Annotated in this window: 13 protein-coding genes; 11 read left to right on the top strand and 2 right to left on the bottom strand. The window is 33.4% G+C overall.

The genetic code is table 11. The annotated features are described in order from the left end of the window. Positions 1 to 774, bottom strand: coding sequence for an ABC transporter permease (locus tag GA0061074_RS00540; RefSeq protein ID WP_092461157.1), 774 nt, complete (start codon positions 772 to 774; stop codon positions 1 to 3). A 1-nt stretch (position 775) separates the two neighbouring features. Next, positions 776 to 1690, bottom strand: coding sequence for an ABC transporter ATP-binding protein (locus GA0061074_RS00545; protein ID WP_092461158.1), 915 nt, complete (start codon positions 1688 to 1690; stop codon positions 776 to 778). Between the two features lie 358 nt (positions 1691 to 2048). Here GA0061074_RS00545 and GA0061074_RS00550 point away from each other — a divergent pair, with 358 nt between their 5' ends. The 11 genes from GA0061074_RS00550 (at position 2049) to GA0061074_RS00600 (ending at position 11490) form a co-directional block, all read left to right on the top strand. Next, the gene (locus tag GA0061074_RS00550) at positions 2049 to 2915 is read left to right on the top strand and encodes an ABC transporter ATP-binding protein (protein ID WP_092461159.1); all 867 of its coding nucleotides are present in this window, start codon (positions 2049 to 2051) and stop codon (positions 2913 to 2915) included. 1 nt (position 2916) lies between these two features. Continuing rightward, positions 2917 to 3783, top strand: coding sequence for an ABC transporter permease (locus GA0061074_RS00555; RefSeq protein ID WP_092461160.1), 867 nt, complete (start codon positions 2917 to 2919; stop codon positions 3781 to 3783). A gap of 91 nt (positions 3784 to 3874) precedes the next feature. Then, on the top strand, positions 3875 to 4726 hold the full coding sequence (locus GA0061074_RS00560; protein WP_092461161.1) for an aldo/keto reductase: 852 nt from the start codon (positions 3875 to 3877) through the stop codon (positions 4724 to 4726). A gap of 476 nt (positions 4727 to 5202) precedes the next feature. Further along, entirely contained in the window at positions 5203 to 5856 is a 654-nt protein-coding gene (ribB, locus tag GA0061074_RS00565) for a 3,4-dihydroxy-2-butanone-4-phosphate synthase (RefSeq protein ID WP_092461162.1), read from the top strand. Next, a complete protein-coding gene (locus GA0061074_RS00570) occupies positions 5840 to 7090 on the top strand; it encodes a lysophospholipid acyltransferase family protein (RefSeq protein ID WP_159426629.1) in 1251 nt (416 codons plus the stop codon). The genes ribB and GA0061074_RS00570 overlap by 17 nt, the downstream gene beginning before the upstream one ends. Beyond that, positions 7068 to 7523, top strand: a complete 456-nt coding sequence (locus GA0061074_RS00575) for a hypothetical protein (RefSeq protein WP_092461164.1) — start codon at positions 7068 to 7070, stop codon at positions 7521 to 7523. Before GA0061074_RS00570 ends, GA0061074_RS00575 begins: the two co-directional genes overlap by 23 nt. After that, positions 7495 to 8376: an MDR/zinc-dependent alcohol dehydrogenase-like family protein gene (locus GA0061074_RS00580; protein WP_092461165.1), complete on the top strand. Its 882-nt coding sequence runs from the start codon at positions 7495 to 7497 to the stop codon at positions 8374 to 8376. Before GA0061074_RS00575 ends, GA0061074_RS00580 begins: the two co-directional genes overlap by 29 nt. A gap of 78 nt (positions 8377 to 8454) precedes the next feature. After that, on the top strand, positions 8455 to 9306 hold the full coding sequence (locus tag GA0061074_RS00585; RefSeq protein ID WP_092461166.1) for a helix-turn-helix domain-containing protein: 852 nt from the start codon (positions 8455 to 8457) through the stop codon (positions 9304 to 9306). After that, complete coding sequence (locus GA0061074_RS00590) at positions 9296 to 9541, top strand: hypothetical protein (RefSeq protein WP_092461167.1); 246 nt, start codon at positions 9296 to 9298, stop codon at positions 9539 to 9541. Before GA0061074_RS00585 ends, GA0061074_RS00590 begins: the two co-directional genes overlap by 11 nt. Further along, positions 9538 to 10260 carry an SDR family oxidoreductase gene (locus GA0061074_RS00595; RefSeq protein ID WP_092461168.1) on the top strand — a complete coding sequence of 241 codons (723 nt, stop codon included), beginning with the start codon at positions 9538 to 9540 and terminating at the stop codon, positions 10258 to 10260. Before GA0061074_RS00590 ends, GA0061074_RS00595 begins: the two co-directional genes overlap by 4 nt. Before the next feature lie 486 nt (positions 10261 to 10746). Beyond that, positions 10747 to 11490 (top strand): IS30 family transposase, encoded by a 744-nt coding sequence (locus tag GA0061074_RS00600; protein WP_092461169.1) that lies wholly within the window; start codon positions 10747 to 10749, stop codon positions 11488 to 11490. Positions 11491 to 11958: the final 468 nt, after the last annotated feature.

Genomic DNA, 11958 nt, shown 5'->3' on the forward strand with positions numbered 1-11958 from the left:
TTAGTCGTTTCCTTCTTTCAAAGGGGTATAGTAAAATCCAATTAATGTAAATATAGCAAATAAAATAGCCATAATCAAAAGAATAATCAGGTTTTTATTTATGGAAGCTAATCCTCCATGCTCTAAACTGATCTTTTTAAATGCTGTCAAAGCCCAGTAAGCCGGATCAAATTTAGCCAGTGATTTAGCCCAATTTGGAAATGTACTTGTTGGAGATAGGCTACCGCCCAAACCAGCCATTAAAATTCCTAATAAATTTGATAGTGACAAAGCTATATCTGCTGATTTGCCCCAACTTACCAGAAGAGTTCCAAAAAATGTTAAAACGGCCGAAAATTCTATTATTATAATAATGAAGGCCAAACAACTACCGTTAGGTTTAAATTTCAAAAGCCAAGAACTCAGTAAAATAACAACTGAAAGTTGTAAAAGTTGAATAGTATATGCAACTACCACTTTTCCAGCAATGATCTCACTTAAGGATGTAGCAGAAACCTGCTGACGATTCCAAGTATTCCAAGTAGTTTCGTCGAAAAACATTTGTATTATTAATTGAATTGAGAAGAAAGAAAACAAAACTGCCAATCCCGGAATGACTTGTTCACTACCGTTAGCGTGTAAATATCCTTGAGCAATCAATTGAATTTTAGCTGCTGGAATCATGAAAGGGGCCATTATCAACGGAACAATTATCAGGATAATTGAAACAGCTGGATCGGATAATCGAAGAACTATATTTAATTTTATGATTGCTCTAATTTGTTTAATTTTCATGCTAAATATTCCTCCTTAATAATGTGCGGTAGGCTGTCTCCAAATCAGCTTTTCCAATTTCTATATCAGTCAATGTTTTTTCTTTTAACTCAGGTTTGTTTAAAACGGTTTGCACCAATTTAGCATTGCTATCACTGGATCCTAAATTGGTTGATTTTAAATAACCATCTTCACTTTGCCAGCCAGGTATATCTTCTGGTATTTTTTCTTTAAAATATAGCTTTAAAAATGGGTGAGCATACTTATCAATTATATTTTTTACGCTCCCACTAGTTTGAATTACTCCGTTATTTAAAAATATAATTCGAGCATCCAAATCTTCCATTTCTTGAAGATAATGTGTTGTATAAATAATTGTCAGTCCTTGTTTAGCTAAATTTTTAACTGCACGAATTATGCTGTCTCTAGAATCAACATCAGCTCCAACTGTTGGTTCATCAAGGAAAATAATTTTTGCTGGACTCATTAACGCAATTGCTGAATGAAGTCTTCGTTTTTGACCACCACTAAGGTTATTTGCTTTTTGGTTTGCTATAGCTTGAAGTCCAAACGTTTGAATAACTGTAGAATATTTTTCCTTAATTTCTTTTTTTGATAGTCCATTAATTTCCCCAAAAATTTTCAAATTTTGTTTTACCGATAATTGTGGGTAAACAGCTAAAGATTGTGGGGCAATACTTAAATATTTTCGAATTTTTTGTTTGTTTTTATTTAACTGTTTCCCAAAGATCATAATTTGTCCCCCATCAGGGTTAAGTAAACCAGTCATAATTTTTATTAACGTTGATTTTCCAGCCCCATTAGGGCCTAGTAGTCCAATAATCTCACCCGTTTTGACTTGGAAATTTACGTCAATTAACACTTTTCTCTTGTTAAATTGTTTACTGACATGTTTAAAATCAATTACTACTGACATATTTTTCTCCCATGATATATTTTTATGTTTACAACGTAAACTAAGGTTACATTGTAAATCAAAATTGAAGAAAAGACAACATAAAAAGAAAAAGAGTTCAAATGTTAGTAGTGCTATAGTCTCCTAATAATTAATGAGAGAAATTTATATTATTTTTTCCGTCAACTCTCAGGGGACGTAGTACCTTGACGGGAACTAGTGCAATATTTATCGACAACCTATCGTCGATTTTTATGTCTAAAATATGACCGATTTCTGAATAAATAGACCAATCATTGCAAATAATAGAATATGGTGAAAATGCCTGTATAATAGTAGGTAAGTTAGAGGGAAGTATAATCATTTGAAGGGGAGTAGGATGTATTTAGAAACAAAAGGGCTTACGAAAGCTTTTGGGGATCAAGTTGCTGTTGATAAGATAGATATGTCGATTGATCAAGGGAGTTTTACAGCAATTCTTGGTCCAAATGGTGCGGGAAAATCCACAACTATATCGATGCTACTTGGTTTATTGTCACCAACAAGTGGCAAAATTGTTTATCACACAAAAACACCAAAGATTGGTGTGGTATTTCAAACAAGTGTATTAGATGCGGAATTAACAGTGTCAGAAAATTTAAATATTCGTCAGAAAATGACCGGTAAAGCAGATAAATCAGAAATTGATCAAGTGATGCATAAATTAGGTGTTAGTTCATTTGCTAATAAGCGATATGGCCAGCTTTCTGGTGGGCAAAGACGACGGACCGACATTGCACGGGCATTAATAGGTGATCCAGATATTCTATTTCTAGATGAGCCAACGGCTGGATTAGATATTCAGACTAGAAAAGCGATTTGGAAAATTTTAACGAAATTACGCCAAGAAGAAAAATTAACAGTTGTTTTGACAACGCACTATTTAGAAGAAGCAGATCAGTCAGATATGATTTTTATTATTGATCAAGGAAAATTAATTGCACATGGTTCAGCGACTGATTTGAAATATCAATATGCTAAAAATCAGCTCATTTTGGAAACCGACGATGTAGAAGTTATTAAAGAGAAACTATCTTCAGTACAGTACACTGTTATCGCAGAAAATAAATTGCAACTTACGCCAACAAATACCAAAGAAACCCTGCGTATTTTACGCGAGGTTGAGCCATGCATAACGCATTTTGAATATCGAGAGGGTACGATTGATGATGCGTTTATTGCTTTAACAGGGAAGGAGATGCGTTGATATGATCATATTGTGCTATCGAAATTTACTGTTGTACTTCCGTAATAAATCTGGTGTGTTCTTTTCGTTACTAGCGGCTATAATCTCTTTTATTTTATACATTGCGTTTTTAAAAGATACGATTGCTGGTAATTGGGGTAGAATACCTGGTCATACCGCATTCTTAGATTTATGGCTAATTGGTGGCACGTTGGGAATTACAGCTATGACAACGACATTGTCCGCTTTGAGTCAAAAAGTTGAAGATCATGAAAAGAATACAGAAAATGATTTTATTTTAACGGGAACTAGTCGATTTAAATTAACATTTGGCTACGTTTTGAGTGCAGCGATAATTAGCTACATCATGCAGATTGTCGTTTTTGTAGTGATGTATGTTTACTTTCATTTTGTGGACGATTTGAGCATTCCATTGCCAAAAATTGTTGTGTTAGTTGGTTTGATGGTATTGGGATCAGTAGTAAATGCACTTGTTAGTGCTGTCATTATGATATTTGTTCATAACAGAAATACCTTAAATGCTATTGCCAGTCTTGTTGGAACAGTTTCTGGATTTTTAGTTGGTGCATATATACCAATTGGTATATTACCTGAATTTGCCCAATTTTTAGTTAAATTGACTCCCGGCTCGTATATTGCGTCACTTTATCGTCAGACACTTTTGAACGATGATATGATAGATCTTTTCCCTAAATTGGCACAACGAAATGAGTTTTCTGAAGAGTTAGGAATCCAATTGAAATGGGACCATCTATTGAACTTTAATCAATCGTTAATAATCATAATTGGTTTATTTGTACTTTTTTTAATTATCGTCTTAATTGTTGAGTATAGAATTTCTAATAAGATGAATAAATTAGATTATTAATAGTTTTTAAATGATATTGATTGTATTTAATGATGCTTTTAGTTAGACTCGAAGTGTAGTCATTATGTAATATGCTAGATTGGAGAATGCGATGAAGAAAGTAACATTAGCAGGTGTAGAAGTACCAGCAATTGGACTTGGAACATGGCATATGGGAGAAGATCCATCACAAGAGCAACGTGAAATCAATGCCATTCGTAGCGGATTAGACGCAGGTGCTCGGTTAATTGATACAGCCGAGATGTATGGTTCAGGTAAATCAGAAGCATTAGTTGGGAAAGCACTGGCACCCTATCAACGTGATGAGATTTATTTAGTTTCAAAGGTTTTACCAAATAATGCATCTCAGGCTAAATTGGAATCTCATTTAGATGAGACATTACATCGGTTACAAACAGACTATCTTGACCTTTATCTCTATCATTGGCGTGGTAGTGTTCCTTTAGCTGAAACCATTAACGAATTAGACCGTATGAAGCAAATTGGCAAAATTAAAGCTTGGGGTGTCTCAAATTTTGATGTTGCGGATATGGAAGAACTCTGGGAGTTACCTGCCGGAAAGTACGCAGCTGTCAATGAAGATCTTTATAATATTGAGGAACGGGGAATTGAGTATGATTTGCTACCTTGGCAGGATGAACATCATGTACCTTTGATTGCTTATAGTCCAGTTGGTGGTAAACAAAATGAGTTAGGTACTTCAATGTTGACTAACCAAGTAGTTAGAGAAATTGCTGAGCAACATGATGTGACACCATATGTGTTGTTGCTAGCTTGGATTATACGAAATGGAAAGACGATTGCCATTCCACAGACCAATAACTCAGAACATGCAGCAGCAAATATGCAAGCAACTAAACTCGAACTAACTCCTACAGATCTTGAACGATTAGATCAAGAGTATCCAAAGCCAAATCATAAAGTACCATTGGCAATTAATTAATGAATTTTAAAACAAGTGGTTGGAAGTGAAGTGCCCCATAATTGTTAGACATACAATCTAACAATTATGGGGTATTTTTCATGACTAAATATACAACTAATTTTAAAATTATCCAATGAAGTCTGTGACAATTACTCGTAAATTGCTGTTCTATGATGTTTTATTTACATCAAATTTACGTTTTTTTGTTTACAGTAAGAAGTTAAAAGTGTTTTGTAATACATGATGCTTAAATAGTTAAAAACGAATTCTTAAAGCATATACTTTAAAACTATGATGAACGACTAATTTGATTAATACGTCGATTGGTGCCTCTCATATGACCATTTAAGTAATTGTTCAGCTTAAAATTTTTTTGTTAGCAGCATTTAAATATTAAATGATTAGAATACTTATTTAAATTATTAGTATTCTGATTAGATGTGTCAATGCTAATCACTTATGATGAATACATCAAATGAAAAGAGGAAGTATTAATGCAAACAACAATTGAACAAGCCGTACGTCATTTAAAAAATGGTGGGTTAATTATTATGATGGATGATGATAGTCGTGAAAATGAAGGAGATTTAATCGGATTGGGTTCAAAGATGACACCGCAAAATGTCAATTTTATGGTTACAAAAGCACGTGGTTTGTTGTGCACACCTGTCTCAAAGGATATTGCTAAGAAATTATCACTAACTCAAATGGTTGAAAATAATACAGAAACTAATGGGACTAAATTCACATACTCTATTGATGGATCTACAGAAGCAACTGGTGTAACAACTGGTGTTTCGGCTTATGATCGCTCAGCGACGATAATGAAAATTGCTTCTGACGGTGTGAAGGCTAGTGACTTTGTTCATCCAGGTCACAGTTTTCCTCTAGTAGCTGAAGAAGGAGGGGTTTTAATAAGAGATGGTCACACTGAAGCGGCAATTGACTTAGCAATATTGGCTGGTGAACCTGAGGTAGGGGCTATCTGTGAAATTCTATTACCTGATGGACATATGGCGCGTCGAGATTATTTAGAGCAAATGTCAATTGAGTATGAATTACCATTGATTACTGTTGCACAATTGCAAGATTATTTGACGTCACATGTTAGGGAGGATATTACGAATCAAGATGGCAATTGCAAATAAAATTTTAACAAATTCTACAACAGGTTTGGTTAAATTATTTGTTTTAGGTAATGTTAAAAATTTTGGAATTTTGAAGATGTCTGGGCCCAAAATAATCATTGCTAATCATAATAGTTATTTAGATCATTTCGTCCTTTTACAACTTTTAAAAAAAGCTAATTCAAAGCAACCAGTATATTTTTTAACTAAACAAGAGGCCTTTGACGGTACGTTTTCTAAGTGGTGGCATGAAAATTTAAATTGTGTACCAGTAGATCGTAATGGTAAAGCAACAACTGCCATGTTGACTTTAAAAGATAAATTACTGTCTGAAAAGGCAATTGTTGTTATTTATCCGGAAGGCACACGCAGTCCAACTGGTGAAATGTATCATGGCAAAACTGGTGCAGAAACTTTAGCTTATTTAACGGGTGTCCCAATAATACCAATTGGTATGCATGGCCTATTTGATGTCTTACCTCGAAAAACAAATTGGCCTAATCTTAAAAATCGCGTAGATGTTGCAATTGGGAATCCAATTTATTTACATAAGTCTGATAAAAAAAGCTTGAAAAAAATTAATGATACAAATATGGAAACACTTGCGCTGTTAGCCAACGAGCGTTTAGATAAAAAACGTGTTGGTGAATTTGATGTTCGTCAAGAGATGTTTAGCATGTTGGTTCAGTTAAATCAGGATGCGTTGCGAAATTACCCTGATAGTCAACATTCACCAGAACAATATTATAAAAGATCGCTTTATATTGGAAAACAATTATATAATGCCAATGAATTAACGAATGAGGAGCAAATGATTATTTTAATCGAACGGGCTCGCTCATTAGGAAGATTAGCAGTTGATAAAGGTTTAAGGACATTTCAAGGTCGAATTAACATAAAAAAAACAGCAAAAGTCTTGAAAGCTGCTTATCAAATTGATTCAGAAAATGCCGAGTTGTTATATGTAATCGGTAATTACTATCATCTCACTGGTTCTCAAGTTAAATTTGTTAAATTACTTGAAAAAGTTAACAGTTTAGCTCCAAATAAAATACAGTATATGGTTTCTTTAGCTAAAGCTTATAAAGAAACAAGTCAATTTAGTGAATTATTTGATATTTTAAAGCAAATTAAATTAATAGTTCCTGTTAATCAATTGGAACAACGACGTAAGTTAGAAGCAATGGTAATGCTTATGCGTTTAAATCCAAATATAAAAATGGAGGTTACCGATGGAAGTGAAGCTATTTACTAATGAAATCTTGGTTAGTGCTACCAATGAACGAATTAAGAATATATTAGATAATGTGCAAAATATTTTAAAGTGGGATAGTGAGATTGGTGACATCAGTCCGATTGACAATCATAAATTTATGATTCTACGTAAAGGGGCCGCATTGAATAAACAGGAAGTTATCAGTGTTATCACCTCTGAAGATTCTGTGACGTATGTATCTAAAAAAGGTAAGATTGAATACCGCGTAGAATGGGTGTTGGATAAAATTGAAAATCATCTAACTAAATTAAAACAAAATGTTTTTTTAAACGAAAAGAATGCCTTTTTACCGATGGCAGAAATCATTAGACCACTAACGCAAAATGCGTTTAAGGAAAATTTGTATGTTTTAAAAGCAGTCTGTGAACAAGAGGAGCAATTTAATGGTGCAAGCAATTTTACAAACGGGTAGCACGGGTTTGCAATCTATTTCAACTACCAATATTGAACCGGATAGTTTTTTACCAACTTCAATCGAGATTAAAACGTCAGCTGTGCCAATACTACCATTTGATGTTATGAAATTGGAGGGATTATTGCCCACAAAAACACCAACCATAATGGGATATGGAGCTGTCGGTCAAGTTATTAAAATTGGGTCATTACGCTCTAGTAAATTGCTACATAAAAGGGTATTAGTTATGAGTCCCAATGGTACATTTAAAGATAATATTGTTTCAAATTTTCCACCTTTAACTATACCAATACCCGATAATGTCTCAGATCAAGAAGCTGCAACTGTTGTTGGAGGACTGGACACATCACTAGTTTTATATAAAAAGATCAGCAATCATTCAGCACAAAATATTATTATTACGGGTGCAGATTCTGTGATTGGCTTGGGTCTTTTACAGTTACTTCGTGATACAGAAAAACGTATCTTTCCACTGGTTCGACCAACTTCAAATGATTATTTTAAAAGCCGTGCGTTAGAGATGCAGTTGCCTGATTATTATAATTTTGATAATACTTTGTCTAAGGAGAATACATTAGTTATCGATATTGCAGGTAAATTTGCAATTATCCAGCCTTATCTTGAACAGAATTTTCCTGTAATGAGTGTTGTACTTCCTAATGTTAATGGTGTGACGTTTGTCAGTGAGCCAGTATTTCCAAAAGATTATAGACGGTTGTTGCAAAAAATTAGTGAACAAGAGTTGTTGACGCCGATTGACCAGGTTTTTAAGTTAAACGAGGTAAAACGGGCTTTTAATTATCAAAGAAATAGTGCAAGCCGAGGTCGTAATATTTTGTTATTTAAATAACCTTCTGTTGTACAATAAATATAAGTGTTTTCGACTAATATTTATTAGTATAATTGCCAAGCAGGGAGGGGCCTTTTTATGACACTTTGTGAAAGAAATATTGCAGAGAGATTGGGATCAGTAATTATAGATGGCAGAAAAAGAAGTGGCTTATCACAAAAAGACTTGGCACAAGATATCTGTTCTCAATCAATGATCAGCAGCATTGAGCATGGGAGCTATATACCTAATGTGGTATTATTCATGCAACTGTGCAATCGTTTAAATATTAGGTTTGATGATTCTTTTTTAAAAACTGCCCTTGAAATAACTAGTAATGCTAATTTCAGCACGCATGTTTTTGAATTGTGCAAAAGGCATAAATATGCGGAAATGATTGCTTATATGGATGAAGAGCAGGTTATAGATAGTTTACTTACTGTTAAGGATTTCCAAACTTATTATTACTACTATGGATGCGCCCTTTATCAATTAAAGCATGATGCGCTTGGGGCAAAACGTTATTTTACTACAGCAGCTCTATATAATGATTCGATTAAAAATCAGAATCCAAAGTCTGAAGTAGAAATATTGATTTTTAATGCGCTGGGGGTTGTTGAATTACAATTAGGTCATACGCAAAAAGCGTTGAATTATTTTTTAATTGCTCGTAAACATTTAGATTTGGAACAAAATAAGAGCGAAAATCTTAATGTTGTTAATTACCAATTTGGTATCGCATTATATGACTTAACGGATTATGAAGAGGCGTTAAATGTTTTATTAGAAGGTTTTGATCGTGTACGTAAAAATGAATCTTATTTTATGTTACCTGAATATGCGTTGTTAATTATGAACTGTTATCAAAAAATGGGGAATAGAGCAGAGGCTAGTAGGTATAAAACACGGTATGAAGTATTTTCCGATATGGATGAAGAAAATGGGAAATAAAATTAATACAAAAATACAAAGAATTGTAAAACGAGTTATAAAAAAAGAAGTTCCAGAGTCTGCTATCATCATGAATTGGCCTAGTCGAAATTGGACTGAAAATAATGTTCAAAAATTGTTCAATATTTACGAAATTTTTAGTTTAATAGAAGATGAATTTGATATTGAAATGCCAGTAGAATTTTATCCCAAAACGGTGATGGACATTGAACAGAAGGTGGCAGAATTAATATGAGTGTAGTAGATACACAACGTACGATTTTAATTACAGGGGCTTCATCTGGTATTGGATTGGCGGTTGCAAAGAAATTTGATGAAGAAAATGTGCAATTAATATTACATTCGCATAGTCCAATTGCAAATGAGATCTTAAGTAAATTTAAAAATCCCGTTATTAATATAGTATTTGATGTTTTGGATGATGAAATCATTAAATTGACTTTTAAAAAGTTGCAGCTTTCTCAAACGATTGACGTATTAGTTAATTCTGCGGGTATAAATATTGATAAATTGTTTGTTCAAATGTCAAATAATGAATTTGATAAGGTTTTAAGCACAAATTTTATGGGGACATCTAAAGTCATTGAGGCTGCATTGCCTTTATTTAAAACGGGGTCTATGATTATTAATATAGCTTCAGTTATTGGTTTGTCAGGAAACATTGGTCAAACTAATTATGCTGCTTCAAAAGATGCCACCCTGGCTTTAACTAAATATTTAGCAGAACAGTATGCAAAAAAAGGTATATTAGTTAATGCAGTGTCGCCGGGTATGATAAAGACTAAAATGACAGATGGCATGACTGAAAAAATGAGAAATTACGCTGAAAGTATTATTCCATTAAAACGTTTTGGTACACCTGAAGAAGTAGCTGAATTGGTTAATTTATTATCTAAAATGACCTATGTTACGGGACAAAACTTTATTATAGATGGTGGCTTATACATGACATAAAATTTAGAACAGATACATATCTATATATTGAGATATGTTGTGACTATTTTGGTTAACATTGTTTAATGTGTTTATTGACAATTAGTAATTAATAAAAATAGTTTAGAACTTTGCTAAGTTGGTGATTTTAATAAAATATTCTTACGTTACTTACTGTAATTAGTCTAGACGGCGCCTCGTGGATTCATAGCACGGGGCTTTTTTGATTTCGAACAAATTATGGTGTAGTTCATGGTTAGTGGAAATGATATAGCAAAACATAGTATACACGGTTTATCTCTTTGGAAGATATAGATACACCAGAGAAATTAATCATACGGGTTAAAGGCGGTGGCTGACTTTTCATTAGAAAGAGGGTGATGCCTATGAATGTGATTCATGGACACCAGAATCTAATAAAAGGTAAGTGGTCAAACATCACACGGATTCTAAGTCAGTTAAATTTTCGTTATGCTTAATTTATCAAAAAGAAACGGAAATTTTATGATGACACAGAAAACCCAGGCACTCATAGTACCAGATGGTCGAACGACAAAAACTATTTACGATGAAGTCAATCATAATCGTCGTCGACCTGATATTACATTGGCTAAATTCCCCTATGAGCCTGAATATGCAAATTGGTTAGCAGCACAAAAAAGAAAGTATCGTAAATTAGGAAAAATTCAAACTAAGCCAGGCGCATTAAAACGAATTAAGACAGCAATTGATGATAAAAAATGGACCATTCCAATGATTGCGAATAAGGTGGCAGGCGCGCCCTCAGAACCCACTTTGTATCGTTATTTGAAAAAAGGGATTGATGAGTTGGCAAATTATCAAAAGGCCAAATATCACGTGAAACGACCCTCACTGCGCGCAATTATGCGTTCGAATCATGAAAGTGATTTTATGAGGGAACATTCCATTGATCAGCGACCAGAATATATTATTCAAAGAAAAAAGTACGATCATTGGGAAATGGATTGTATTGACTCTATAAAAGGCGTTAAAGCGTCAATATTAGTTTTTTTAGAGAGAAAAACACGGTATATAGAGCTCTATAAAATTAATAGTAAGAATAGTCCACAAATTCGATTAGCCACTGAACAGTTTTTAGAACGGCATGTTGATGAAGTCAAATCAATCACAACTGATCGAGGTCATGCGTTCACAAACTTTGATGTGATGTCATTGATTTCAAAACATCAGGTGAATATGTATTTTACGCATGCGTATAAGTCCATCTGAAAAAGGTAGTATCGAGCGTGCAAACCGTGATATTAGATAATTCTTTCCAAAAAAGAAAAGTTTATATGCAATTACGCCCGCGCATGTTAAAGAGGTGCAACAGGCACAAATTCATCGCAAGAAGAAACAAATGCAAAAAAAGTTATAAATGATGCAAATAAAGAAAAAGCAAGTAATTAAAAAAGTGCCAATTTTGGGAAGGAATGTAATCAAATTGTAAAATGCGCTGAAACATCAGTGTTATCAACGCTTTGAGCATAATTGTCTCTATTTAAAAAAATTTATAGTTAAATACTTGACAATTCCTTTTGCAATTTAGTTTACATAATATCTGTACAAGATTTTAAGAACCCTATCATAACAATCTTTCTGAGTTTTCATAGGGGTTGACAAGATACTTGCATATTAATTATTCAAGCGTATAATTATAGGAGCTGGAAAAGTTCATTTTTGTAGAACGGAGGTGAT

Origin of the sequence: Weissella bombi, from assembly GCF_900094835.1 — a bacterium.
GTDB classification, from domain to species: Bacteria; Bacillota; Bacilli; order Lactobacillales; family Lactobacillaceae; genus Weissella; species Weissella bombi.

Excerpts from the sequence above, each read along its gene's own strand:
- GA0061074_RS00550 (WP_092461159.1), top strand. The coding sequence starts at position 2,049 with ATGTATTTAGAAACAAAAGGGCTTACGAAAGCTTTTGGGGATCAAGTT.
- GA0061074_RS00555 (WP_092461160.1), top strand. The coding sequence starts at position 2,917 with ATGATCATATTGTGCTATCGAAATTTACTGTTGTACTTCCGTAATAAA.
- GA0061074_RS00590 (WP_092461167.1), top strand. The coding sequence starts at position 9,296 with ATGGGAAATAAAATTAATACAAAAATACAAAGAATTGTAAAACGAGTT.
- GA0061074_RS00570 (WP_159426629.1), top strand. The coding sequence starts at position 5,840 with ATGGCAATTGCAAATAAAATTTTAACAAATTCTACAACAGGTTTGGTT.
- GA0061074_RS00540 (WP_092461157.1), bottom strand. The coding sequence starts at position 774 with ATGAAAATTAAACAAATTAGAGCAATCATAAAATTAAATATAGTTCTT.
- GA0061074_RS00585 (WP_092461166.1), top strand. The coding sequence starts at position 8,455 with ATGACACTTTGTGAAAGAAATATTGCAGAGAGATTGGGATCAGTAATT.
- GA0061074_RS00580 (WP_092461165.1), top strand. The coding sequence starts at position 7,495 with ATGGTGCAAGCAATTTTACAAACGGGTAGCACGGGTTTGCAATCTATT.
- GA0061074_RS00560 (WP_092461161.1), top strand. The coding sequence starts at position 3,875 with ATGAAGAAAGTAACATTAGCAGGTGTAGAAGTACCAGCAATTGGACTT.
- GA0061074_RS00595 (WP_092461168.1), top strand. The coding sequence starts at position 9,538 with ATGAGTGTAGTAGATACACAACGTACGATTTTAATTACAGGGGCTTCA.
- GA0061074_RS00600 (WP_092461169.1), top strand. The coding sequence starts at position 10,747 with ATGACACAGAAAACCCAGGCACTCATAGTACCAGATGGTCGAACGACA.
- ribB (WP_092461162.1), top strand. The coding sequence starts at position 5,203 with ATGCAAACAACAATTGAACAAGCCGTACGTCATTTAAAAAATGGTGGG.
- GA0061074_RS00575 (WP_092461164.1), top strand. The coding sequence starts at position 7,068 with ATGGAAGTGAAGCTATTTACTAATGAAATCTTGGTTAGTGCTACCAAT.
- GA0061074_RS00545 (WP_092461158.1), bottom strand. The coding sequence starts at position 1,690 with ATGTCAGTAGTAATTGATTTTAAACATGTCAGTAAACAATTTAACAAG.